Source organism: Breznakiella homolactica, from assembly GCF_016616095.2.
Taxonomy (GTDB): domain Bacteria; phylum Spirochaetota; class Spirochaetia; order Treponematales; family Breznakiellaceae; genus Breznakiella; species Breznakiella homolactica.
Map to the genome: position 1 here is coordinate 4,551,816 of NZ_CP067089.2, position 24,079 is coordinate 4,575,894.

General features: G+C 53.2%; 22 protein-coding genes. 13 read left to right on the forward strand and 9 right to left on the reverse strand.

Annotated features, from left to right (window positions below):
- Positions 1–153: 153 nt before the first annotated feature.
- Positions 154–1,149, forward strand: a complete 996-nt coding sequence (locus JFL75_RS20385; RefSeq protein WP_215628503.1) for a hypothetical protein — start codon at positions 154–156, stop codon at positions 1,147–1,149.
- 84 nt (positions 1,150–1,233) lie between these two features.
- Here JFL75_RS20385 and JFL75_RS20390 read toward each other — a convergent pair whose 3' ends face one another.
- The 4 genes from JFL75_RS20390 to JFL75_RS20405 are packed head-to-tail and all read right to left on the reverse strand — an operon-like array spanning position 1,234 to position 6,711.
- Positions 1,234–2,835 carry an ABC transporter ATP-binding protein gene (locus tag JFL75_RS20390; protein WP_215628504.1) on the reverse strand — a complete coding sequence of 534 codons (1,602 nt, stop codon included), beginning with the start codon at positions 2,833–2,835 and terminating at the stop codon, positions 1,234–1,236.
- On the reverse strand, positions 2,832–3,839 hold the full coding sequence (locus tag JFL75_RS20395; RefSeq protein WP_215628505.1) for an ABC transporter permease: 1,008 nt from the start codon (positions 3,837–3,839) through the stop codon (positions 2,832–2,834). Before JFL75_RS20395 ends, JFL75_RS20390 begins: the two co-directional genes overlap by 4 nt.
- Complete coding sequence (locus tag JFL75_RS20400; RefSeq protein WP_215628506.1) at positions 3,836–4,927, reverse strand: microcin C ABC transporter permease YejB; 1,092 nt, start codon at positions 4,925–4,927, stop codon at positions 3,836–3,838. The genes JFL75_RS20395 and JFL75_RS20400 overlap by 4 nt, the downstream gene beginning before the upstream one ends.
- Positions 4,927–6,711 carry an extracellular solute-binding protein gene (locus JFL75_RS20405; RefSeq protein ID WP_223292719.1) on the reverse strand — a complete coding sequence of 595 codons (1,785 nt, stop codon included), beginning with the start codon at positions 6,709–6,711 and terminating at the stop codon, positions 4,927–4,929. The genes JFL75_RS20400 and JFL75_RS20405 overlap by 1 nt, the downstream gene beginning before the upstream one ends.
- A 186-nt stretch (positions 6,712–6,897) precedes the next feature.
- Here JFL75_RS20405 and JFL75_RS20410 point away from each other — a divergent pair, with 186 nt between their 5' ends.
- Positions 6,898–8,973: a methyl-accepting chemotaxis protein gene (locus tag JFL75_RS20410; protein WP_215628507.1), complete on the forward strand. Its 2,076-nt coding sequence runs from the start codon at positions 6,898–6,900 to the stop codon at positions 8,971–8,973.
- On the opposite strand, the gene JFL75_RS20415 is transcribed toward JFL75_RS20410, so the two are convergent.
- Both JFL75_RS20415 and cls read right to left on the reverse strand, forming a co-directional pair.
- Complete coding sequence (locus JFL75_RS20415; protein WP_215628508.1) at positions 8,959–9,570, reverse strand: NUDIX hydrolase; 612 nt, start codon at positions 9,568–9,570, stop codon at positions 8,959–8,961. The two genes, JFL75_RS20410 and JFL75_RS20415, sit on opposite strands and share 15 nt — an antisense overlap.
- A 9-nt stretch (positions 9,571–9,579) precedes the next feature.
- A complete protein-coding gene (cls, locus tag JFL75_RS20420; protein ID WP_215628509.1) occupies positions 9,580–11,121 on the reverse strand; it encodes a cardiolipin synthase in 1,542 nt (513 codons plus the stop codon).
- Between the two features lie 194 nt (positions 11,122–11,315).
- Between cls and JFL75_RS20425 the strand changes: the two genes are divergently transcribed.
- Genes JFL75_RS20425 through JFL75_RS20440 form a run of 4 tightly spaced genes read left to right on the forward strand, consistent with a single transcriptional unit; the run spans position 11,316 to position 15,707 of the window.
- On the forward strand, positions 11,316–11,684 hold the full coding sequence (locus JFL75_RS20425) for a response regulator (RefSeq protein ID WP_215628510.1): 369 nt from the start codon (positions 11,316–11,318) through the stop codon (positions 11,682–11,684).
- Positions 11,685–11,738: 54 nt separating this feature from the next.
- The gene (locus JFL75_RS20430) at positions 11,739–12,191 is read left to right on the forward strand and encodes a chemotaxis protein CheX (RefSeq protein ID WP_215628511.1); all 453 of its coding nucleotides are present in this window, start codon (positions 11,739–11,741) and stop codon (positions 12,189–12,191) included.
- Between the two features lie 3 nt (positions 12,192–12,194).
- The gene (locus tag JFL75_RS20435) at positions 12,195–14,354 is read left to right on the forward strand and encodes an ATP-binding protein (protein WP_215628512.1); all 2,160 of its coding nucleotides are present in this window, start codon (positions 12,195–12,197) and stop codon (positions 14,352–14,354) included.
- A gap of 51 nt (positions 14,355–14,405) precedes the next feature.
- Positions 14,406–15,707: an ABC transporter substrate-binding protein gene (locus tag JFL75_RS20440; protein ID WP_215628513.1), complete on the forward strand. Its 1,302-nt coding sequence runs from the start codon at positions 14,406–14,408 to the stop codon at positions 15,705–15,707.
- Between the two features lie 17 nt (positions 15,708–15,724).
- Here JFL75_RS20440 and JFL75_RS20445 read toward each other — a convergent pair whose 3' ends face one another.
- Genes JFL75_RS20445 through JFL75_RS20455 form a run of 3 tightly spaced genes read right to left on the reverse strand, consistent with a single transcriptional unit; the run spans position 15,725 to position 19,110 of the window.
- Complete coding sequence (locus tag JFL75_RS20445) at positions 15,725–16,618, reverse strand: polymerase (protein WP_223292720.1); 894 nt, start codon at positions 16,616–16,618, stop codon at positions 15,725–15,727.
- A gap of 19 nt (positions 16,619–16,637) precedes the next feature.
- Complete coding sequence (locus tag JFL75_RS20450; protein WP_215628514.1) at positions 16,638–17,990, reverse strand: lytic transglycosylase domain-containing protein; 1,353 nt, start codon at positions 17,988–17,990, stop codon at positions 16,638–16,640.
- 25 nt (positions 17,991–18,015) lie between these two features.
- Positions 18,016–19,110 carry a tetratricopeptide repeat protein gene (locus JFL75_RS20455; RefSeq protein ID WP_223292721.1) on the reverse strand — a complete coding sequence of 365 codons (1,095 nt, stop codon included), beginning with the start codon at positions 19,108–19,110 and terminating at the stop codon, positions 18,016–18,018.
- 65 nt (positions 19,111–19,175) lie between these two features.
- Here JFL75_RS20455 and JFL75_RS20460 point away from each other — a divergent pair, with 65 nt between their 5' ends.
- From JFL75_RS20460 to yajC, 7 genes are all read left to right on the forward strand, one after another.
- Positions 19,176–19,736, forward strand: a complete 561-nt coding sequence (locus JFL75_RS20460) for a hypothetical protein (RefSeq protein WP_215628515.1) — start codon at positions 19,176–19,178, stop codon at positions 19,734–19,736.
- The gene (locus JFL75_RS20465; RefSeq protein WP_223292722.1) at positions 19,733–21,496 is read left to right on the forward strand and encodes a tetratricopeptide repeat protein; all 1,764 of its coding nucleotides are present in this window, start codon (positions 19,733–19,735) and stop codon (positions 21,494–21,496) included. Before JFL75_RS20460 ends, JFL75_RS20465 begins: the two co-directional genes overlap by 4 nt.
- Positions 21,497–21,656: 160 nt before the next feature.
- The gene (rbr, locus tag JFL75_RS20470; RefSeq protein ID WP_215628516.1) at positions 21,657–22,232 is read left to right on the forward strand and encodes a rubrerythrin; all 576 of its coding nucleotides are present in this window, start codon (positions 21,657–21,659) and stop codon (positions 22,230–22,232) included.
- 118 nt (positions 22,233–22,350) lie between these two features.
- Positions 22,351–22,725, forward strand: coding sequence for a desulfoferrodoxin (locus tag JFL75_RS20475; protein WP_215628517.1), 375 nt, complete (start codon positions 22,351–22,353; stop codon positions 22,723–22,725).
- 65 nt (positions 22,726–22,790) lie between these two features.
- Complete coding sequence (gene rd / locus JFL75_RS20480; protein ID WP_215628518.1) at positions 22,791–22,952, forward strand: rubredoxin; 162 nt, start codon at positions 22,791–22,793, stop codon at positions 22,950–22,952.
- A gap of 110 nt (positions 22,953–23,062) precedes the next feature.
- Positions 23,063–23,356: a hypothetical protein gene (locus JFL75_RS20485; protein ID WP_215628519.1), complete on the forward strand. Its 294-nt coding sequence runs from the start codon at positions 23,063–23,065 to the stop codon at positions 23,354–23,356.
- 263 nt (positions 23,357–23,619) lie between these two features.
- Entirely contained in the window at positions 23,620–24,042 is a 423-nt protein-coding gene (yajC, locus tag JFL75_RS20490; protein WP_215628520.1) for a preprotein translocase subunit YajC, read from the forward strand.
- Positions 24,043–24,079: the final 37 nt, after the last annotated feature.

A 24,079-nucleotide genomic window follows, 5' to 3' on the forward strand; every position in this document is an offset into this window, starting at 1 on the left:
AAACCTGATGATGATCAGTACCATACTGTTTTGTATGGAAGATTATTGCTTTAAGGCTTTTCGCATAACAAAAAACAAATTGTTGAATCCGGTAATAAACTATTGTTTGTTTTTTTGAAGACTGTGATATAATTCTCTCAGGAGGAGATAAAAATGAAAAGAATCGTATCAATCTGTATATCGATAATATTTATTCTGTTCATGGTTACCGCGTGTTCGGACTCATCCGGGTCATACAGCGAACCGGACGCGGTAATCATGGGGTCTTTCAGCCACGGCGCGCATAATGTTGTATTTTCCGTGGACAATACTTCCGCCAGAAACAGCAGGGCGTCCGCTTCCGATGGTTACATCCTTGAAGGTAGTCTCCAGCAAGACGGCACGGTGTACCCGATAAAAGGCGCGTTTATTCCCGCTAAAATGACCTTTTCCATATCCACCGCCTTTGGAGGATTCGTATATCAGATTACGGGTACATTGGCGTCGGATTATTCAATCCAGGAAGCAACGGTCTATATTAAAATCAGGCAGGGTGATAACGTCTCCTGGAACAATGAAGAAGTGCCGGTAATACCCCAGAATAGCGTGTCCATCACCGGTACTCCGGGAACCGCCTCGGAAATGTTCCCCGATGAATTCCTCGGCAAATGGAAAGGGGACAAGAAGAATTACGAGCTTGACTATGACAGCATTATGGGCCAGTTTCCAGATGATATTGAAGGTTTTCCAACCGATTGGTTCACTATGAGCATTACCTGCAAAGAAACTTACGTAATCGTTTCCCCCTGTTCCTTTTTTGAACGGGCAGTTCTGAGAATTTCTATGAAGCTTAATATACCTGGCTACCCTTCCGAGAGTCAGACCACTGATATCGATTATGAAGGATCGCTGAACATCATTGATCTTGATTTTTCCGATACCGGAAAAACCGCAGGAACCTTTACAGTTCATGTGGCTGAGCCGACTTTTGATATAGATGGGAATTTGCTTGGTTATGATACCGGATTCTCAAAATACGGGTTCACCAGGAACGGCAGTACCCTTTCCATAACTCTCTACGGCGACCCGGAGGACGTTCCCTATCCTACAATTGCCGCGATGAACTCCCTTACGCCGAATTCATCCTATGTGCTGAAGTATACCCGGTAAACACCGGCCAATACCAAAAAACCGCCCTTGGGGGCGGTTTTTTATGCTGTGTAAGTGATGCCTGTAATCCGGAGGCCCGGGAAGTCATTCCCCGAAGGCGGTCCGCAGCAGTTCCTGGGTGTAAGGCTCCTTGGGGTTCCGCATGATTTCTTCCGCGGGACCCGCTTCCACCGCCTTCCCGTCTTTCATGATAAGAATGTAGTGGCACAGGGAGCGGACAACCCGCAGGTCGTGGCTTATAAAGATATAAGAAAGCCCCCGCCGTTCCTGGAGTTCCTTCAGCAGGGAAACAACCTGAAACTGTATTGTACGGTCGAGGCTTGACGTGGGCTCATCCAGGACGAGCAGCTCCGGTTCGAGAACCAGGCTGCGCGCCAGGGCAATGCGCTGCCGCTGGCCCCCGGAAAATTCGTTGGGGTACCGCGCCAGAAAATCCTCATCCCCCATGCCGACTTCCCCCAGGGCGGAAATAACCTTTTCCTTCCGCTCTTCCTTTGTCCCGATTCCGTGTATGAGCAGCCCTTCTCCGACAATATCTTCCACCGTCATCCGGGGGCTCAGGGAGCCGTAGGGATCCTGGAAGATTATCTGCATCTTGTGCCGCAGGGGCCGGAGTTCCTTTTCCGAAAGGTTCTGTATTTCCCGGCCGTCGAGGATAATAGTGCCGCTGCTTTTTTCTAGCCTGAGGATCGCCTTGCCGAGGGTCGTCTTGCCGCTGCCGCTTTCCCCCACCAGCCCCAGGGTCTGTCCTTTCCGGAGGGTAAAATCGACGCCGTCAACCGCTTTTATATAACCGGTAACCCGGCGGAGAAAGCCTTTTTTTACCGGATAGTAGACCTTCATGTCCCGGACTTCCGCGAGTACCGGCGCGGAATCATCCGGGACCGGGCTTTCACCGCCGGTATCCGATGAAATAAGGAGTTTGGTATAGGATTCCCGGGGACTGCGGAATATCTCGCCGGTGGTTCCGGTCTCGATGATGTTTCCGTCCCGCATAACCGCCACCCGGTCGGCCATGGACCGGACTATTCCGAGATCGTGGGTGATGAAGAGCACCGCCATGCCGAGTTCCCGCTGCAGTTCCCTGATCAGCGCCAGTATCTGCGCCTGAATGGTCACATCCAGTGCGGTGGTGGGTTCATCGGCGATCAGAAGCTTGGGCTTATTGATCAGCGCCAGGGCGATCATGACCCGCTGGCGTTCTCCTCCGGACAGTTCATGGGGATAGGCTCCCAGCCGGCGTTCCGCGTCCCGGAGTCCGACCCGGCTGAGCCAGTCCAGCACCACCGGCCGGGCGGCCGCGGCGGAGAGTCCCTGGTGGAGAAACAGGGATTCGGCGAGCTGTTTTTCAATGCGGTGGAGGGGATTGAGGGAAGTCATGGGTTCCTGGAAGATCATTCCCATTTCCTTTCCCCGCATGGCTTCCAGTTCGCCGCTGTTCATGGCAAGTACGTTCCTGCCCTGAAACAGAATTTCGCCTCCGGGATACCGGATCCATTCCTCACTCAGCAGGCGCATCAAAGCCTGGGCGCTGACGGTTTTTCCGGAACCGCTTTCCCCGACCAGGGCAAAGGTCTCATGTTCATCAATATGGAAATCGATGCCATGGATGACTTCCCTGGCGGATTCGCCGCTACCGAAGGCGGCCCTGAAACCGCGGTATTCCACGAGATGGCCCTGGTTCATACATTCCTCCGGGGATCAAAGGCGTCACGGACGCCTTCTCCGATAAATACCAGGAGACTTAAGGTGAGAGCCAGAATGACAAAAGCCGAAATGCCGAGCCAAGGCGCGTGGAGGTTCGCCTTGCCCTGGGCCAGGAGTTCCCCCAAAGAAGGCGACCCCACGGGAAGCCCGAATCCCAGGAAGTCCAGGGACGTCAGGGTGGTGATGGATCCTCCCAGGATAAAAGGCAGGTAACTCAGCGCGGAGGTCATGGCGTTGGGCAGTATATGGACAAACATGATCCGGCTGTGCTTCATTCCCATGGCCCGGGCGGAGAGGACGTATTCGAAATTTCTGGCCCGGAGGAATTCCGCCCTGACCACCCCGACGAGGCTCATCCACCCGAACAGCAGGGTTATTCCCAGAAGCCACCAGAAGTTCGGTTCTATCACCGATGAAAGGATGATGAGCAGAAACAGAGTCGGCATGCCGGACCAGACTTCCATGAACCGCTGGAAGATAATATCAAACCGTCCGCCGTAATACCCCTGGACAGCCCCCAGGGTTATTCCGATGAGGGATCCGAAGACGGTAAGGGTCAGCCCGAAGAGAACGGAAATCCTGAACCCGTAGAGTACCCGGGCGGCCACATCACGCCCCCGGTCGTCGGTGCCGAGCCAGTTTTCCCGGGTCGGCGGAGACGGGGCGGGGCTGGGAAGATTATAGTTGATTGTTTTATAGTTGAATTTGACCGGAGTCCGGATCATCCATCCTTTTTCCTCAATGAGGGAGATGATAAAGGGATCCCGGTAGTCGGTATAAATGTCGAATTCCCCGCCAAAAACGAGTTCCGAATAGTTTTTAACTATCGGGAAATAAAACCTGTTGTCGTATCTGACCAGGATAGGCCGGTCATTGGCGATAAATTCGGCGAAAAGGCTTACCGCAAAGAGTACACCGAAAATCCAGAGGGAAATAAAACTTTTGCGGTTTTTCCGGAACCGCTGCCAACGGTTACGTCTCATCGCCGGCCCTCAAAATCGATCCTGGGATCCACAATGGTGTACATGAGGTCGCTGACCAGGGAAAGCAGCAGTCCTAAAAGGGTGAATATGTACAGTGTGGCGAAGATCACCGGATAATCCCGCTGCATGGTGGATTCAAACCCCAGAAGCCCCAGTCCTTCCAGGGAAAAAATCACCTCGATCAGGAGGGACCCGGTAAAGAACATGGATATAAAGGCCGAAGGAAATCCGGCGATCACGATGAGCATGGCGTTCCTGAATACATGTTTGATGAGGATTCCTTTTTCCGTAAGGCCCTTTGCCCGGGCAGTCATGACATACTGTTTGTGGATTTCATCCAGGAATGAATTCTTGGTCAGCATGGTCAGGGACGCGAAGCCGCCGATTACCATTGCCAGGATAGGCAGCACCAAGTGCCAGAAATAATCGAGAATCTTCCGCCCGAAACTCAGTTCCGCGAAATTGACCGAAACGAGTCCCCGGAGGGGAAATATTTTCAGGAAACTGCCTCCCGCGAAAAGTACCACCAGAAGAACCGCGAACAGGAACGACGGGATGGCGTTTCCCAGAACCACCGCGGTGCTGGTCCACAGGTCAAACCGGGTGCCGTTTTTTACCGCCTTCCGTATGCCCAGGGGAATGGATACCAGGTATATGATGAGGGTGCTCCACAGCCCCAGTGAAATGGATACCGGCAGGCGTTCCGCGATCAGGCTGAGCACGGACCGTCCCCTGAAGAGGCTGTCCCCGAAATTAAAGGTAACGTAATTTTTGAGCATATCGAGATACCGGACCCAGATGGGCTTGTCGAAGCCGAAGCGTTTTTCAATTTCGGCAATTACCTCAGGATCGAGTCCCCGGGAGCCGCGGTATCTGGACGAATCCATTCCGCCGCTGTCGGGAACACCGCTCATTCCGCCCCCGGTGATACGCTGCAGCGAAGCGTTCCCTTCCAGCCCCTGCATTTCCGCAATGGCCTGGTCCACGGGGCCGCCCGGAGCAATCTGGACAATAAAGAAATTGATCGTAATTATCGCCCAGATAGTGGGGATGACCAGCAGAAGCCGCCGTGCAATATACGCCGCCATTATTCTAACCACCAGGTATCGAAGCCCAGGGAATAGGTGGGCGGTATTTCGGGTCTTGCCAGTTTCTTATTGTAGGCCACCCTGAATTCGGAGGTGTGCCACTGGGGAACGATATAATAATTCCAGGATAAAACCCGGTCCAGGGCTCTGCCCCAGGCGAGCAGGGCGTCTTCATCTTCCTGGCTCGCAATGATGCCGTCGATAAGGTAATCAATGGCCGGATCCGTAACCCCGGCCATGTTGTAGCTTGATTCAATATAATCGGAATGCCAGAACAGCGCCAGGCTGGAGCCGGGATAAATCTGGGCTTCGTATCCCCGGTCGAGCATGTCGTAGTCCCGTGACCGCAGGCGGTTCACGTACTGGCTGGAATCCACCATTCTTATTTTCATCTCGATTCCCATACGCTCAAGGTTCCGCTGGAATGGAATGGCAATCCGTTCCGATTCGGAGGTATATATCAGCAGCTCAAAACTCATCTGTCTGCCGGTCTCGGCGCTGATAAGCTTTCCGTTTCTAAGTTCCCAGCCCGCTTCCTTCAGGAGGGCCAGTGCCTCCCGCATCTGCGGCCGGATAAAGCCGGACCCGTCGGTTCGTGAGGGATTGTATTCTTCCGTAAAAACCTCCGGGGGAATGCTGTCCCTGATGGGCTCCAGGATTTCAATTTCCTCCCGGGAGGGCAGGCCGGTGGCTTCGTACATAGTATTCGTAAAATAACTTCTCGTTCTGGTATACTGGCTGTAGAATAAATTCTTGTTTATCCATTCAAAATCCATGGCGTAGTTGATTGCCCGGCGGACCCGCTGGTCCTGAAAAACCGGCCGCTGGGTGTTAATATTAAACCCGATCAGGGGCCGCGGCATCGTATGGGGGATTACTTCTTTAATTATCGTTCCCGCGTTGAACGCCGGACCGGTATACTGGGTCACCCAGTTCATAAGATTCGATTCACTTCTGAAATCGTACTCCCCGGACTTGAACGCCTCCAGCGCAATGGTATCATCCCGGTAGTAGTCGTACCGTATCCGGTCAAAATTGTACCGTCCTTTTCTGGAGGGGAGATCCGCGGCCCAGTAATCCTTAACCCGTTCCAGCGTGACATACTGTCCCATTTTATAATCCCCCACCCGGTACGGCCCGGTCCCAACCGGGGGAATGATAAGGGGTTCGGAAAAATCCCTGCTCTCCCAGAACCGCTTCGGGAGAACCGTCAGTCCGCAGAGAGCCATCATAAGTTCTCTGTTTCCCGGTTCAGGCAGGTCAAAGCGGACCGCGTGGCTCCCGATAACCGTGGCGGTAATATCCTTGTAGTACACCCGGAACTGGGGGACCCCTTTTTCATAAAAAATATTGAATGAAAACGCCACATCCTCGGCCGTTATGGGGACCCCGTCCTGGTCGGCCGCTTTCGGGTTGATATAAAAAATTATGAATGAATAATCCTCGGGGTATTCGATTTTTTCCGCGATCAGGGGATACATGGATTCATCTTCATCGTATGAATTAACCATAAGCGTATCGTAGTAATACGTCCATCCCGCGGCCCGGTCTCCCCTGAGCGCGTAGGCGTGAAAATTATCATAGGTTCCGATGGCGTGAAGTATAACGGTTCCGCCCTTGGGGGCATCGGGATTGACGTATTCAAAATGGGTAAAGCCTGTTTCGTATTTCGCTTCACCCCGCATGGCAATGTGGTCGGTGACAATGGTTTTTTCGGACTGACCCTGGACCGGCAGTACGGCCAGGATAAACAGCAAACCGGCAAATACCTTATTTATTTTCACTATACCTCCCGGGTGGGTTAGTTACAGCATAAAAAGAGTCACGCTCCCCGTCAACCGGGAAAAACGCACTTTGTTTGCCGGGCTCCCTGTTGTGTTTTATTGTAATTTTCTTTTGATATTTTGGATATTCCTTCTTAATACCATTATATTTATTTTAAGATCTTAAAATATCTATAAGGATACCCTATGGAGAATGCAAAACTCATTCAGGTTGATGAAGAAAAGTGCAATAATTGTCATTCATGTATTTCCGTATGTCCCGTAAAGACCTGTATCGATGGTTCCGGGGACAAAGTTGCGGTCATTGCGGAACGCTGCATCGGCTGCGGCCAGTGCATCCCCGCGTGCAAACAGCAGGCCCGTTCTATCGTGGATGATACGGCGGCCTTCTTTAAGGATCTGTCCGAAAATGTTCCCATGGTCGCTATTGTGGCTCCCGCGGTGGCCGCAGTATTTGACGATAGCTGGCTTAAACTGAACGGCTATTTAAAATCCATCGGGGTTAAAGCGGTGTTCGATGTATCCTTCGGGGCTGAACTCACCGCAAAATCCTATCTGGACTACGCGAAAAGGGAAAAACCGAAAACCATCATTGCCCAGCCCTGCGCTGCCCTGGTCAGTTACTGCCAGATGTACAACCCCGAACTGCTCCAGTACCTTGCCCCTGCCCACAGTCCCATGCTCCATACCGCGGCAATGATACGGGAATTTTTCCCGGAGTATAAGAATTGCCGCATTGCCGCTATTTCACCGTGTACCTCGAAGAAACGTGAATTCGAAGAGACCGGCCTTATCCGCTACAACGTTACCATGATCCACCTGAAAGAGGAAATGGAAAAAAGGAAGGTATCCTTAAGTTCATTTTCACCGCTGGAATACGATGGTCCCCGGGCTGAACGGGCGGTTCTTTTTTCCACCCCCGGCGGGCTTAAGGAAACGGTTATCCGGGATGCTCCGGATATCACCCCGAAAATCCGCCGCATCGAGGGACCCGAAATCGTATACGATTATCTCAACGAAATTCCCAGGATGGTGGAAGAAAATGTCGCTCCCTTTATTGTGGACTGCCTCAACTGCTCCGCGGGATGCAATGGAGGGCCGGGGACCGGCAATTACAACCAGCCCATTGACCGGCTGGAGGCGCGGGTAGAGAAAAGGAAAAAAGCGGAAATCCGGGAAAACAAACGGAATCCCCTCAGGAATCCTCTCAAGACATCCCTTAAGAAATTCTGGAAGCCCGGCCTGTACAACCGGAATTACGTGGACCTCAGCGGCCAGATTGCCTTCAGGACTCCCAATAAAACCGAGCTTGAGGAAATCTACCGGATGATGAAAAAACATTCCCAGGAGGATATGCTCAACTGCTCCGCCTGCGGGTATTTTACCTGTCAGGGCATGGCCGAGGCCATCTACAACGGGCTTAACCGACCGGAGAACTGCCACCAGTACCTGAAAGTAGACGCCGAGGAAAATCTGCGGGAAGGCGCGGCCAATCTGGCCAACAGCCTCATTTCGGAGATTGAAAAATCAAAACACATGTTTGAGGAACTCCATACCAAGATGTCCCAGTTCCTGGAGATCAACGGCCGGCAGGATGACGCCCTGCGGAAATCCAATATGGAAATGGAGGAGCTTATCAGGAACATCCAGGCGGTTAGCTCCCTGACGGAGGAAAAACGCCGGGATATAGACAATCTGGGCCATGCCGCAATCCAGGTAAAAAAGGATATGCAGGATCTGCTGAAGTCCCTGTCCGATGTGGAGCACGCCACCAACAATATTGCGGGTATCGCGGATATTATTGAAGATGTGGCCTCATCGACCAATCTGCTGGCCATGAACGCCGCCATTGAGGCGGCCCACGCGGGTAATTCCGGACGGGGCTTTGCCGTGGTTGCCAATGAAATCCGCGGTCTTTCCGGAACAACCGGGAAGAATGCGGGCAGCATAACCCAGAACATCAAGGAAATAATCAGCCAGATCGGAACATCCCTGTCCCTGTCCGGCAAAACCGATACGGTCATGACCGATATGATCAGCAGTGTGGATACGGCGGAAAAAAGCTTTTCCGAAATTCTCAAGTCCCATACCGACATCGCGGACCGGACAAAACTGCTTACGTCGGATCTCAACGCCCTGGATGCCACCGCGGAAACCCTGAGAAGTTCCTCCCAGGCAATTATTGCCGAGCTCGACTCCATGAAAACACTGATAGAAACCCTGGGCACCGCGGCGGACGCGGCAAAGTCACAGCAGCTGTAATCCGGCAGGCTGTTCACCGCGCTGCAGGCGGCGGATTTTTTCCATAGCCCCGAACATCGCCGGTTCGGGGTTTTTGATCACCGCCTCATCCAGGGTAACCCATTCCGCTCCGTGGGATTCTGCGCTGATCCGTACGGCGTCGGTATCCGCGGCGAGCAGATACCGGATATCGTAATGCCAATGGAAGGGAACATCCCGCCACGCCGGCACCGGGAGGACCGCCGCGTCGAAAACCGCGTCTCCCATTACGGATTCCGCGGTGATTCCGGTTTCCTCAGCGCTTTCCCGGAGCGCGGTTTCATACACCGTTTCCTCCGGATCGCAGTGGCCGCCGGGCTGGACCCACAGCCCGAGTTTTTTGTGGTGCACCAGGAGAACACGGCTGTAATCCCGGCTGGTGATAAAAACCGACCCGGTAATATGCCCGCCGGGACACGCCCGGGAGAATACATCCTCCCCGGCGACGGTAAATTCCAGGATTCTGTCCGCGGTTTCTCCGCATTCGGGCCATTGCCGCCGGTAGCGTTCAAGGCTGGCCAAAAGGTGGTCCCGGGGATTCCGGCGCGTATTTCCGGATGGTCCGTGGAGGCGGTTCATACTGATCTCCTACATCAGTGGCGCGAACAAACGCAGGATCGCCCGTCCCATCTTCCGGTACCAGGAAATATTCCGGTGTTCATTGAGGCTGACCTCCCAGCACTTTTCGAGGGTGGCTAAAAAATCGTCCCTGATCTCCGCGATGCTGGAGGTGCCGTACAGCCAGGCCCCGCATTCGTAATGGAGATACAGACTCCGGAAGTCGAGATTTACCGTCCCGACGACCCCGCAGGAATCATCAGCCACAAAGGACTTGGCGTGGATAAACCCCGGGATATACTCATATATCCTGACATTGTTTTCCAGGAGGGGGCCGTAGTAAGCCCTGGTTACCGCATGGACATACCACTTATCCCCAATATGAGGCGTGATGATCCGGACATCCACTCCTGATTGTGCCGCCGCCGACAGGGCGGTTATGAGCTCATTGTCTATTACCAGATACGGGCTGGTAATGTAAATGTACTTTTCGGCCTTGTAGATCATGTTGAGGTATACATTTTCTCCCGTGGCAATATGATCCAGGGGAATATCGAGATAGGGCTGTACGTAACCCTGTTCCCCGGGAACCGGCTCTCCTATTCCCTCGGGCCGGTAATACGTATAATCCCGTTCTTCACCCCGGGTAAAATCCCACATGGTAAGGAACATCACGGTGAATCCCCACGCGGCATCCCCCCTGAGCAGGATAGCGGTATCTTTCCAGTGGCCGTGTTTATCTCTGGCATTGATATACTCATCCGCGAGGTTAATGCCGCCGGTAAAACAGACCTTGCCGTCAATGGACACTATTTTCCGGTGGTCCCGGTTGTTGAACCGCGATGACAGCACCGGCACAAAGGGGCTGAATACAACGCATTTGATCCCCAGGGATTCAAGTTTTTTATCGTATTTATAGGGAAGGGTAAACATACAGCCCAGGTCATCGTACATAACCCGCACATCCAGCCCTTCCTTAGCCTTCCTGGCCAGGATTTCCAGGATGCTGTCCCACATCACCCCTTCCTCAATGATGAAATACTCCATGAAAATATACCGTTCGGCCTTTTCCAGTTCCTCCTTGAGGCGGCTGAACATCAGCTCCCCCAGGGAAAGGTATTCCGAAGCGGTGCAGTCAAAGGCCGGCATTTTACAGCAGTTTTCGATATACCGTACCTGGTTGGCGGCGGCGGGGCTCTTTTTATCGATCTCTTCCAGGACCCGGGCAGTGCCGCCGCCGTATACCGCCGCGATTTGTTTTTCCCTGATACGGATATACCGTTCCTTGTCGGATTTTTTAACCCGGTTGAGCCCGAACAGGAGGTAAAAAAGCCCCCCGAAAATCGGCACCAGGAGCAATGGAATGATCCATGCCAGTTTATATTCGGGATTGTTGCTGCTGTTTATGATCTGAAGAAGCAGAATCGTGCCGATAACGTAACAAATTGCGTAAAAATACACAAAATACTGGTTAAACCGCCATATCATCCCCACCAGAAGCAGGATTTGGATGATCATGAGCAAAATAATAATGATAATTCGGTGAAAAAGCAGCTGAAACAGCTTCTTCATAGTCATTCCTCCTCAAAAACTGACTATAGTTTACTATTTCTGTGGCCTTTATGGGGCGGAGAATATAACTTTTTGTTGTATTTGGTTGCTTTTTTTTATCTCCTGGATATATTATGCATAGTTTATCAATTAAGAAAACAAGCATAAAATAGTTTTTCAGGAGATTACTACATTTTACAAGGAACTGGTACACCATGAAAATTCTAGTTTGTGACGACGCCGATGTGATGAGGAGAATACATATAAATATTCTTATGGAGCATGGTATCAATCCTAATGATATTATCCAGGCCGGCAACGGAAAAGAGGCCCTGGAAAAAATTGAAGGAAACACCATCCGCCTCTTCCTAATTGACTGGAATATGCCAAACCTCAACGGATTCGAGCTGGTTCAGAAAATCCGTACTATGGATCAGTATAAAACAACCCCTATCGTAATGGTAACCGCAGAAGGCGGACGGTACAATGTGATGGAAGCCATTGAGGCGGGGGTAACGAATTACGTTCTAAAGCCCATAAAAGCCGATATTCTCTGGTCCAAGATAAAACCGTATTTGGAATAAGCGGATCCCCGCGGCCCGTCCTGCTGATATGCATAAACACCATGGAGAAATAATGTGAAAGTTGATTATATTAATCCGTTTATCAAGTCGTCCTTAAATTTTTTCAAAGATTACCTTGAAATTGATATCGAATCCCATAAAGCGTATATCGAAAAAAATCCCGAGGAGATCACCGGAATCTCCGCGATCATTGGTTTGGCCGGGGAAATAAAAGGCCAGGTGGTCCTCAATTTCTCCCGGGAAACGGCCATATCCCTGGCCTCTATTTTCGGCGGCACCCAGTACCGGGCTGTTTCAAAGGACGTGGTGGATGTGGTCGGGGAAATGGTTAATATTATCGCGGGAGCCGCGAAACAATACCTGGAGCAGCGGATAGAAATATCCCTTCCCGGGGTTGTGTTCGGGGATTCCTACCGATTTGCCTGGGGCGGGACTGTTCCTGTAATCGCCATTCCTTTTACAACCCAGTACGGCCGCATCACGATCTACGTGTCAATTAAGGAATAATAAATGGAAACGGACAATATCATAACCGGCGGCGCCTTTGACCGGGCGTATAAAAACAGAACCTGGGAGGCCGAAAAGCAGCTCACGGTTATCCGTGGTTTCGCGATCCTGCTTGGGTTTGTCTTGTGGTGCATCGATTACTTCTGGATAACCCGGAAGTTCTCAGATCCCGTAAAGCTGACCCTTATCCTGCTGTCCGTGGCGTCCCTGCAGTCGCTTATCAGTTATTATGTGGTGATTATCCGCAACCGGTATACTCCGGCGGTAAAATACTTCAACCAGTTTCTGGATATAATCACCGTTACCGGGCTTATTTACGTTTACAAACTCGGCAACTACAACGACTACGCCCAGGTATATATTTCCGCCCGAAACTTTCTCTATTACATTGTTATCGTTTTTGCCGCCATCCGTATCGATCCCAAACTGGTTATCGGCAGCGGTATCCTTTCGATACTATTGTATTCGGGCTTTATAATTTACGGAAACGAAGTTAACGGCCTTGTTTTTTCGTCCTCCGTATGGGGCCAGCGGGCGCTGTACCTGCTCAATATTTCCATTCTCGAAATCGCCCTCCGGGTCGTGTTCCTGGCCATGTTTACCGCGGTAACCTGGTTCCAGGTCCAGAACCAGCTCCGTTTTTTGCGGGAAGCTGTTTCCAGCGAACTTGAGAGCCAGGAACTTAAGCGGAAAAATGAGCTCATCGACAAAATCAACCAGGAAAACCGCAAATATCTGGACAACATCGATGAAGGCCTGCTCATAATCAATGAGGATCTCAACGTAGGGGACCTGTATTCCGAAGCGGTCAAGTCAATTTTCGGGACCTCCATCATCAGCGGCCGGCCCCTGGTATCTCTCTTTTATCCCGATGACGAAAGCAGCGAAAGCAAGGAACTCCGCAAATTCCTGAGCCTGCTGATAAAAAACATACACAGCGATATTTCCATGTTTGAGGATGTAAATCCCCTTAAATCCGCGAAAATAACGGTTCCCAGCAAGACCTCCGGCACCGGATATGAGGAAAAATACCTTTCCGTCACCTTCAAGCAGATTAAAACCCTGGAGGGGGATACCAATATTATCGCGCTCATATCGGATCAGACCGAGACCCGCCAGCTGCAGGAACAGATTGAGCAGGAAAATACCCGCCACCAGCGGGAAATAGAAATTATTGCCAGCCTTCTCGAAACCGATCCGGCGGAGATACAGGAATTTATTCAGGATTCTGAAAAAAACATAGCCGAAATTCTTGCCGCCGCGGAAAAGCCGGATTTCACCGCGGAAACCGACGAGTACAACAAAATTTTCAGCAGGCTCCATTCAATGAAAGGCCTCAGCGGTTCCCTGGAACTCAGGTCGGTTTCCTGGCTCGTCCATGAAGCCGAGTCGAGCCTCAAACAGCACCACGAAAACATGGTTATCGCCTATTATATTCCCACGGAAGACAGAAGTACCGATGAAACAAAACGGCAGTTTATCGGAAAGCTCGACGGCCTGACGGCGGAATTCCGCCGGATCAGGGATCTCCGGGACCGGCTGGTTAATTACGTCAGCAAAACCTACGCCGGCAGCGGTCCCGCTCCTCAGAGTTCCGTAGAACGGATCCGCCGGCTTCTGGAAAAAACAATCCTGCGGAACGCCGAAACCCTGGGAAAGGAAGCCCGGCTTGATTTTACCTGCGGGGAGGAAATTCCCGAAAACGCGCCGATTCTCAAGGATATAAAGGAAGCCCTTGTCCACCTGGTCAACAACAGTCTCGACCACGGCGTAGAAGAGCCCATGGAGCGCATGCTCCATGGCAAGCCGGAAGCCGGAACAATCTCCGTATCCCTCAGGGCCGGCGATAATACAATCATCGTATCCGTTTCCGATGACGGCCGCGGTCTCGATACCGGAAAAATCAGGGACAAAATGCGTAAGGACGGCCTCATCGACGGTGATCCGGGCCAAAACATCGATGACGCGGTGCTGCTGAAAAATATTTTTAAACCGGGATACAGTTCCAAGGATGATGTCTCAATGATCAGCGGCCGCGGGGTGGGGCTTTCGGCGGTGGCGGATGTGCTGGCAAAATACAGGGGAAAAATAAATGTCAAAAACAAACCCGGCCACGGCTTGTCTTTTACCATGGTTTTTCCCCTCGGAACAGAGGCGTTCTGACTCTTTACGGCGTAGATACCGGATTATTACATAGCAGCAAGGAGTTTATCCGTGAAAAAATTCATTCTTCCTGTACTGTTCGCGATTCCGCTTTTTGCGGGGATATTCTTTTTTATATACGAAGGGGTGACGAAGGAATCGATTAACCTTGGCGGACGGACCGTCGTTACGGCCATCACCTACGGCGAACCGGATAACGCGGAAGGTCTGATGTGGATACGGATAGTGGAGGCTTTTGAGGCGGAACACCCCGACATTGATATTCAGTATGAAATGCTTTTCGATGAAGCGTACCATGACCAGCTCAGTCTGTACCTGGCCACCGGGAACATTCCCGATATGGCGTATATGGGCGCCGATGCCCGATGGGGATCGATCTGGCGGGCGGCGGACCAGTTCTGGGACCATCAGAATTTTATCGACAAGGATTTTTTCGATATAACCCTTATCCCCGAAATGGGAGACATGGGCGAAGCTTATTATATCCCATTGAGTACATCGAATATCTGTACCGTCCTGTATATGAACGAGGAACTGGTGGCTTCTCTGGGATTCTCAAAGCCGCGGCGCTACGAGGACCTCGTGGCCATGGTGCCCGCGGCAAGAGCCGCCGGGCTCGATGTGGTTTCCTTTGACGGCTCCAACGGCTGGTCCTGGAATTCCTGCCTCATGTCCATGCTCATTGCCCGGGTTTCGGGTAATCCCCGCTGGATCTCCGGGGCTTTGGAGGGAGACCATAAATTCACCGACAAGGAATTTCTCGATGCCCTCAGCTGGATAGAGCGGCTTGTCCGTGACGGCGTTCTTTCCGCGGATGTGCTTGCCGTCAGCTACGATGAGAATATCTCCCGGTTTAATAACCGGGAGGCCCTTTTTATGGTTCAGGGCCAATGGGTCGCGAGCCAGATTACCAACCCTCTGGTTTCGGAAAACATGGCGCTTATGGCCTGGCCGGATTTCCCCGGGCAAAGCGCCGCGGTCCGTGATTCGGTGGCAGCTTCATGGTCCGTCGGGTACGGGGTCACGAAATCCGGTTCCCGGAAACCGGCGGTCCGGGACGCGGCGCTTCTGTTTATTGAATACTACAACAACGCGGCGGAGGTCGGAAACCGGCTCCGGGACGGCCAGATTACCGGCCCTATCCTGAAGGATTTTCAGATACCGGAGGATCTGCCTTCCTATGTTTCCCAGAAGCTCGAACTGGCCCGGCTGTCCCCGGAAACCGACGTGATCGACTCGTTCCTGTCCGGCGCCCCGAACGAGGCCCTCAACATGGGGATGCGGATGATTGCCGAAGGAACGGCGACCCCCTATGAGGTTGCCGCCCAGGTTGAGTCTTTGCTGAGAAATTAACCGAAACCGGAAACAGGTTAGTCTTTGAGCGGGCTCCGCAGGGCACTGTCGCTGAGGACAAAGGCGACCTTGCCTTCCCTGAGCAGCCGGCGGTTTTCCTCGGATGAAATGATCAGCAGGGCGTCATCCCGGTCTATCACCGGATCGGTCAGCAGTACGCCGAATACCCCCCGGGCGAGGATACGCAGAGGATTGGAGCCCACCCTGGCCGTCAGGGTGTCATCCAGGCCGGACGGATTGGCCCGGAAAACTCCCGCGGCCCCGGTGTACAGGATAATTCCCTGGTCCCGGGCAATCCGGGGCTCCACCATATTGCGTTCATAAATAAGGTTCATTTCAGAATCCCATATCTTCGGGAAAAGGCAGGGCAGGGGGGCTGCCCGTAAATTCCTCCCGTGAATGGGAACCTCCGTATCGGCGAAAATGATTATTCCGGTATAGGAAGCGCTCGGCACGGGTAAAAGGGTTCTGGGGGTATCCGCCGCCTGGCGGTGGCGGACCAGGGCCGCGGATATGGTTTTCAGATCGATGGTATAGGCGGCGGTCATCAGCGCCAGATCCGGAGAAAATGCCGGCGGAAAACGCCGTGCGGACAGGGCCAGTTCGCCGATGCTGTGGAGGGATAATTCTCCCCGGTTTATAAGATCCTCAATGGTACTGGAAGAATCCGCGGGGATTGCCAGGAGGGACGGCTGGATAAGCCTGGGGAATTCCGCACTGATGGCTTCCTCCGCCTGGGACCGTCCGGTGGGGAGTTTCAGTCCCGCGGCGGATACATTGAGTGTTGCGGTGGCGTGGATTTCCATCAGATCCCAGGATACGCTTCCTCCCAGGCCGATCGCCGTGTCAAGGGAAAACCCCGGGAAAATGAATAGTAAAAGGCAGATGCCTATTCCTGCGGTCCGTTTCATGTATATGAATCTTCCATAATTACTTTATCGGCGTTTTTAGGCTTCTTCCTTCACGAAGGGTATCGCTTAAATTCATTCCGTTGGCTTCCGCCAGGATTTCGGGATCGATATCATAGGCCAGGGCAATGGACCAGAGGGTTTCTCCCCGTTTTACCAGGTGATTCCCCTCGAAAACCAGGGACTGATCCCGGGTTTTTACGGGCTCGTAGGGGCCCGTGTCGATAAGGGCGGGGACCATAATCCTGTCCCCGATCCTGAGAAACCGGGGCTGGATACCCGGGTTTGACTGGAGTATCTGGTCCGCCGATACCCCGTAATGCCTTCCCACCGCCGACAGGGTATCCCCGGAACGGATAGTGTGAATGTAATACCGGAGCAGCGTTGTTTCCGGGTTTTCCAGAACCGCCCGGAGCGCCTCGGATTCCTCCGCCCGCGCCTTTAAATGGTAATTCCCCGACGGAGGGGTAACTCCGTAGTGCAGTTCCCGGTTTGCCGCCTTCAGGGCGTGTTCGTCAATTCCCGCTTCCTTGGCCAGAAGCCCCAGGTCAACGCTTTTTCCCGCGGGAATCCGGGTCCATTCCACATCCTCATGCCACCCCAGATCGAGACCGTACCGTCCCGCCCGGGAAAGCACGTGGGCCGCCGCCAGGAATTTCGGTACATATTGAATTGTTTCGGTCCGCAGGGCTTTTTTTTCGCACAGAACCCAGTAATCCTTGGTTCCGTTCTGGTCGCAGGCCCGTTTTACCGCCCCCAGCCCCGCGTTATACGCCGCCAGGGCCAGGGCCCAGTCCCCGAAATAATTGTAATTTTCTTCCAATTTGGCCAGGGCGCCCTGGGTGGCTTTCCAGAAATCCTTGCGTTCATCCATCCAGTCCGTGACATGGATATCAAAGGGAGCAATGCTGTTCGTCATAAACTGCCACAGCCCCACGGCGCCGGATTTGCTCACCGCGGTGGACAGGTACGCCGATTCAATCACCGGGAGATAGATGAGTTCCGGCGGCAGGCCCCGGGCTTCTATTTCCCGGCGGATGAATCCCAGGTAGAGTTCTCCGCGGTCCATAACCGTTTTGAGCCAATCCAGCCCTCCCTTGGTGGAATACTGGCGGATATAATACTGAGTCAGTTCCCGGTGGGTTCCTTCGATTTCCAGGACCGGCTCATCCGTTCCGTGCCAGGCAAACCGCTGGGGAACGGCAAACCGCCGCTGCCGCAGCGGCCGGTCCGGCAGGGGACGGGATTCGCCGCGGATCTGTTCCGCCGGGGCCGAAACCGCCGCGGCGGATTCCGCGGACAAACCGGCCGCGCACAAAAACAGGCAGATACAGGGAAAAACAAAACCGGCAAAAAAGGGGCGGCCATTCACCATGGCCGTATTCCCCGCAGTAAAGGGATCAGAATTTTTCTCCGTAATAAACCCCGGCCCATTCCCACCGTCCATGGATTTCGGGGTCCGAGGGAAAATAAATTTTCCTGAAGTAAAGGTACCAGATGGAAATACGCTGTGACCAGCCCCAGGTCCGCAGATAGGCTTCGTTGGCGTTGGAACTTTCATCCAGATCGTCGGCGTAGCGGATGCGGTTGCCCCGCATAAAATCCGAAAGGTTGAATTCCGCCATCCCGGAATTGTCCTCATCTTCCTGCTCCCAGGAACGGGCAAAGAAATTGACCTTGGCCATAGTCCGTTCCAGCCGGGTGCTGCTGCCGGAATTAACCGCTGATTTTATCGCCGTTACCAGGGCGCTGAGGCTCTCGAAGGTCCAGTCCTTGGGGGAATTGTTGAAATCCACCAGCTGCTTCGCGTAACCGAATGCGTCGGGAAAGCCGGGTATCTGGGTATGGTAGTAGGGCAGGAATTTAGTATAGTTCTGAATGGCCGCATCCCAGTCGCCGACAGCCTCATAGGCCTGGGCCAGCATAAAATACGCGGTTCCCAGGTCGATGTTATCGGAAAACCGGGAAATCAGTTCCTGGTAATACCACACCCGCTGGTCGGGTTTGTTCCCCAGTTCGATCAGCTGTTTGAGGCAGGCCAGGTGTATGGATTCCCCCCGGATACTGAGGTCGGGGTAGTTTTTAATAATCAGGTCAAAATACAGCGCCGCCACGGGGTACGCTTCCTGCTGCATGTACGCGTAGGCGATCATAAACAGATGGTAGGCGTTGTAGGGATCGTCGGGGTGTTTTTCCACCCAATAGGACAGGAAATTGACCAGCTTGCCGTACTCGCCGATCCGTGCGTACTCGTTGGCTATTTCCCGGACAATGGAAAACTGTTCCTCACCGTAGGAAACTTCCGAAGATAACAGTTCAAAGAGGTCCGTAAAAATTTCCTGGTAACGTTTGTCCTGTACAATATAATAGTCGTCCGTGGTTTCATGCTCCCCTGAAACGGCGGGAGCACCGCAGGTACACAAAAAAAACGGCAGTCCCAGGCAGAAAATCAGAAAAAGTCCGTTTTCAATACCGGATTTCACAATATTCTTCACAGCAGAATCCTAACACAGGCCTTTCCCATTGGCAAGGCAAGCATACTATTGCTATACTTAACTATATGTATCCTGATCCCAAACGAAGAATCGCCGCTAAATTTGTTTTTATCATCGGACTCTTCCTCATGCTTCTGGGAAGCGCCGCGATTTTAGGAACCATGTCAGGTACATCCCGGGTTTCGGTGTTTACGGCATTCATCTTTGTTATTATCGGCGCCGTGTGCGCGGTTTTTGCAATAAAGCTGAACCGGCGGTCCCTGTATCTGTTTTTTGCTGCATTTTTCATACAGGTTGGCTTTTTCCTTTTTCTCATTGCCCTGGGGATTATCGCGATTCCTTTTTCCGAATTGTGGCCTCTGATTTCCGTTTTTGCGGGATTGGCGCTGATTCCCGCGGGCTGGCACCGGTACCACCGGCTGCGGAGCCGGTATGTTGTTCCGGCCCTTGCGTTTGTAATCCTTGGCTGTGTGCTGATGCTGTTTTCCCTCAAGATGGTGCCGTTTTCATTCTCCCAGTTCATAATTAACTGGTGGCCCCTTCTTATTGCCCTGGCAGGGTTAGTCCTGGTGCTGATTGCCCTCAGTACCAGCAACGGCGGAAAATCGGGAGATCCCCATCCGTGAGTGCGTTACCATGCCTCGGCGGCCGGGCGGCCCTTCCCGGGCTCGTTTTTTTTCTCTGCGCTGCGGGTCTGCTGCTGGTGTTTTCCGCGCTTTCCTCCTGTGCCGGCGGGGGGGAAACAATCCAGGAAACGCCCATTCCCGTCCAGAATCCCGCGCCGGAAACACCGCCGGCGGTCCGGGGCAACGGGGGCGGTATCGCCGATGAAATCCGGAAATTAGTTGAGGAAGGGACACCGCCGAGCATTCTCAGGGCTTTGGATCTGATCCGGAGCCGGGATTTGGGCAGTTCCGAATACGGCAGAATTATGAACGCGGTCTCCATTACCCTGATACAGAAAATTTATCCCGATATTCAGACGGTGCTTCCTCTTTTCGATCCTCCCCAGACCCATGTGTATACCCGTATAATCCGTGAGGCAGAACGGGGTAACTATACCCCGGCTCCGTCAAGCTCCCAGGATTACCTGGAATACGTGCTCCCTTTTCTGGCGTTCCTCAATGAAAACAGGCCGGAACGGCTTATGAGCGCTGTCCCGGATCTTACCCGGGCCAAGGAACTCAACCGGGAATCGGTCCTGGCGCCCTTTTTCCTCGGGCTGATCTATGAACGGTCGGGGCGGATGGATGAGGCTGAGGCGGAATTTACCCGGGCGTATGAAATTTCCCGGGAGTGCTATCCCGCGGTATTGGGACTCGCCAGGGTAATGGTTGCCCGGGGGAATCTTGCCGACGCTATCCGCCTGCTTTCGGATCTCGTAACCCGGTATCCCGACAATATGACCATTAAACGGCAGCTTGCCATTGCCTATTACCAGAACAGAGACTGGTCCCGGGCCGAACCGGCGGTGGCGGAGATCCTCCAGCGGGACCCCCGGGACGGGCAGTTTATCCTGATGCGGGCCCATATTATGGTTGAACAGGGGCAGTTTCTCCAGGCCCAGGCGCCCCTGGATCTGTACGCCACCATTGATTCCAATAACAGGCTGTATCTTTTCCTCCGGGCGAGGGTTCAGGCCGAAGGATACCGGAACAGGGATTCGGCTCTGAACTATCTCAGATCCATACTCCGATCAGACCCCAATGACGAGGAAGCCTCGGTGTACGCGGCCCGCCTGCTCATGGAATCCCACCGGCCCGAAGACCAGTCCGAAGGCCGGGCAATTCTGCAGCGCCTCCTGGGGGCCGGCAATCCCTCTCCCCTGGTCATGGACCTGGCGCTCCAGGACGCAATCCGGCGGGAAGCCTGGCAGGAATCCCAGGGATATCTCGATACTCTGCTGAATGAACGCAGGTCTTCCCAGGACCTGCTCAATGCCTACACCGTCAACCACGGTCTGGGCAACAATGCCGCCGCCCTGTCATTCGCCCGGGAACTGTACGAACGGGACCCTTCCAACGAAGACGGCGCCATTGCCTATATTTCCGCCCTGATTGACACGGGCCGGCGGGATGAGGCAAGCCGGATGATAGAATCCCGGCTGGCTTCGCTCCCCGGGGGAACTCTCAAAAGCAAATACTACTACCTCCGGAGCCGTATCAGGACGGGGGAAGAGTCCATCATGAACGATCTCCGGTCGAGCCTGTTTGAGGATCCCCGCAATCTTGACGCCCTGATAGCCATGTTTGAGATCTACCACCGCCGCCGGGACGAACGCAGGGCCGTGTACTACCTGAAACAGGCGCTGGCCCTGGCGCCGGACAATCCGCTGCTCCAGCGGTACCAGAATGAATACGCCTCCGCCCTGGGAAGCACCTTCTGACCGGCGCCGGCGGCAATTTACGCTTCCCGATCCGATTTTCCTTGAATTTCGCCCCCAAAGAGATAAATATTATATAAGTAGGCTCCGCGATAATACTGGTATTCCGTACTCGGGAAAGCCGGCGCGGGGTTTTATATTTTGCTTTAGGAAGGAGAGCACCATGGCAAGTATCAAAGGAACCCAAACCGAAAAAAATCTGCTGATAGCCTTTGCCGGAGAATCCCAGGCCCGCAACCGGTATACGTATTTTGCCAGTACGGCGAAAAAGGAAGGATACGTACAAATCTCCCAAATTTTTACCGAAACCGCCGATCAGGAAAAGGAACACGCCAAACGGCTTTTTAAATTCCTCGAAGGAGGGGAGGTTACTATCCAGGCTGCGTATCCCGCGGGCGTAATCGGAACCACCAGCGAGAACCTCGCGGAAGCCATGGGCGGCGAGAATTACGAATGGCAGGAAATGTATCCCGGATTCGCCAAAGTCGCCCGAGATGAGGGGTTTCCGGTCATTGCCGCTGTCTTTGAGGCCATTGCGGTGGCGGAAAAGCAGCACGCGAAACGCTATGAAAAACTTAAAGCCAATGTGGATTCACAGAAGGTCTTCAGGAAGGACAGTACCGTCATGTGGCGCTGTATAAACTGCGGCTATATCCATGAGGGCCCCGAAGCGCCCAAAGCGTGCCCCGCCTGCGCCCATCCCCAGGATTATTTTGAACTTCTGGCTGAGAATTGGTAAACAGACAGGAGCCATCCCGCGTCCGCGGGATGCTTCCGCCAATACAATACGGCAGCGGCTGTCCGGTACGGGCGGGCGCTGAAATTAAAAATCAATTGAAAGGAATGAGGAGGATTACATGGCAAAACGTCTGGAAATTTACAAATGCGAGGTGTGCGGCAATATCGTCCAAGTGCTTCATGAGGGAGCGGGGGACCTTGTCTGCTGCGGACAGCCCATGAAGAAATTTACCGAAAATACGGTGGACGCGGCCAAGGAAAAACACGTTCCGGTAATTGAAAAAACCGCGGACGGATATAAGATATCCGTCGGAGCTGTTCCGCATCCCATGGAAGCCGCCCATTACATTGAATGGATCGAACTGATCGCCGACGGCGTAAGCTACCGGAAATTCCTCAACCCCGGGGACAAGCCCGAGGCCGAATTCTGTGTAACCGCTTCACAGATTACCGCCCGGGAATACTGCAATCTCCACGGGCTCTGGAAAGCCTAGGTTCCAGTTCGCATAAATCCGCCCGGCATCGTCCGGGACGGACAGAAAATACATAAGGAGAATTTATGAAAAAATACATCTGTGACGCCTGCGGGTATATTTACGATCCCGCCGAAGGAGACTCGGACGGCAATATTCCTGCGGGAACCGCATTTGAAGATCTTCCCTCCGACTGGGTCTGTCCGGTCTGCGGAGTAGGCAAGGATTCTTTCTCGCCTGCTGATTAAGCTGTACGGATATCCCCGGGGCTTTTGCCCCGGGGATTTTTTTGCTATGCTGTAATCCCGGAAGCAACCGGCTGGAAGCAGCCGGAAAAAATACGGCCCAAGGACAGGCAATGATTTCACGGCAGGATTTTATTTTTACAATCGGGTATGACGGACCGGCGGCGGTGGTAGACGGCCAGGCAAAACGGCGCTACGGCAGTCTTTCCGCGGCGGAATTAGCCGAAAAAGGACTTTTCCGGCCTGCGTATTCGGCGGCGGTATATTCACAGGACCCCAAGGACATGGAAGCCGTTATCTCCGCGTACAACCGGCTCGCGGGAACCGCCTACACTCCCGGAAACCTCCCGGACCGGCTTCTGGGAGTCTTCCGTATGGAAGATATTAAACGGGTAATTATTATCTGACAGGGCACCCGCAGTATGCGGCATCCCTGGTACAGAAACATGTGGATACCATATCCGGGGGGCCTGTCTGGGGATAGGGCGTCTGGCGCGTGTCCGAAGGACGACATGGAGCCATACCCTTTTGTATCTGATGGGACCCGCGGCACCGGTAAAACCGGGTGCTTTCCGGCTTGCCAGACCCTGTGCTCCCCCTCCTTACTTGACCGAGCCCTTCCCCTGTGGTAATTTAGCAAAAGTCTAATTATTCGTAAGGAAGTTATGGTATGAACTCATTTATGCTTTCCCTGCTTATGGGAATGCCCGATGGAAGCGGCGGGGCCGCTTCGGGGTCTTTTATTTCAACGCTTATCCCCTTTGCGCTGATTATTCTTATCTTTTATTTTTTGATCATCAGGCCTCAGAATAAGAAACAGAAAGAGACCCAGCGCATGCTGGATGCCCTTAAAAAGGGTGATAAAATCGTTACCATCGGCGGTATCCACGGCGTGGTCCAGTCCGTCAAGGATGGTTCGGTCATTGTTAAGGTAGACGAAAGCACCAAAATGGAATTTTCCCGCAGTGCTATTTCTTCGGTAAACGCTCCCAGCGCGCCGAAGGCGGAAAAAGAAGACAAAAAAGCCGACAAGTCCGAAAAAATTGAAGACAAAGACGGCGATAGCACCGAAGATTCCGACGACAGCAAATAAGTAAGTCCATAGACAGAGAATTCCCTGGATAATATTG

Excerpts from the sequence above, each read along its gene's own strand:
- JFL75_RS20400 (WP_215628506.1), bottom strand. The coding sequence starts at position 4,927 with ATGGCGGCGTATATTGCACGGCGGCTTCTGCTGGTCATCCCCACTATC.
- JFL75_RS20425 (WP_215628510.1), top strand. The coding sequence starts at position 11,316 with ATGAAAATTCTAGTTTGTGACGACGCCGATGTGATGAGGAGAATACAT.
- JFL75_RS20445 (WP_223292720.1), bottom strand. The coding sequence starts at position 16,618 with ATGAAACGGACCGCAGGAATAGGCATCTGCCTTTTACTATTCATTTTC.
- rd (WP_215628518.1), top strand. The coding sequence starts at position 22,791 with ATGAAAAAATACATCTGTGACGCCTGCGGGTATATTTACGATCCCGCC.
- JFL75_RS20390 (WP_215628504.1), bottom strand. The coding sequence starts at position 2,835 with ATGAACCAGGGCCATCTCGTGGAATACCGCGGTTTCAGGGCCGCCTTC.
- rbr (WP_215628516.1), top strand. The coding sequence starts at position 21,657 with ATGGCAAGTATCAAAGGAACCCAAACCGAAAAAAATCTGCTGATAGCC.
- JFL75_RS20385 (WP_215628503.1), top strand. The coding sequence starts at position 154 with ATGAAAAGAATCGTATCAATCTGTATATCGATAATATTTATTCTGTTC.
- JFL75_RS20450 (WP_215628514.1), bottom strand. The coding sequence starts at position 17,990 with ATGGTGAATGGCCGCCCCTTTTTTGCCGGTTTTGTTTTTCCCTGTATC.
- JFL75_RS20395 (WP_215628505.1), bottom strand. The coding sequence starts at position 3,839 with ATGAGACGTAACCGTTGGCAGCGGTTCCGGAAAAACCGCAAAAGTTTT.
- yajC (WP_215628520.1), top strand. The coding sequence starts at position 23,620 with ATGAACTCATTTATGCTTTCCCTGCTTATGGGAATGCCCGATGGAAGC.
- JFL75_RS20460 (WP_215628515.1), top strand. The coding sequence starts at position 19,176 with ATGTATCCTGATCCCAAACGAAGAATCGCCGCTAAATTTGTTTTTATC.
- JFL75_RS20415 (WP_215628508.1), bottom strand. The coding sequence starts at position 9,570 with ATGAACCGCCTCCACGGACCATCCGGAAATACGCGCCGGAATCCCCGG.
- JFL75_RS20435 (WP_215628512.1), top strand. The coding sequence starts at position 12,195 with ATGGAAACGGACAATATCATAACCGGCGGCGCCTTTGACCGGGCGTAT.
- cls (WP_215628509.1), bottom strand. The coding sequence starts at position 11,121 with ATGAAGAAGCTGTTTCAGCTGCTTTTTCACCGAATTATCATTATTATT.
- JFL75_RS20485 (WP_215628519.1), top strand. The coding sequence starts at position 23,063 with ATGATTTCACGGCAGGATTTTATTTTTACAATCGGGTATGACGGACCG.
- JFL75_RS20475 (WP_215628517.1), top strand. The coding sequence starts at position 22,351 with ATGGCAAAACGTCTGGAAATTTACAAATGCGAGGTGTGCGGCAATATC.
- JFL75_RS20410 (WP_215628507.1), top strand. The coding sequence starts at position 6,898 with ATGGAGAATGCAAAACTCATTCAGGTTGATGAAGAAAAGTGCAATAAT.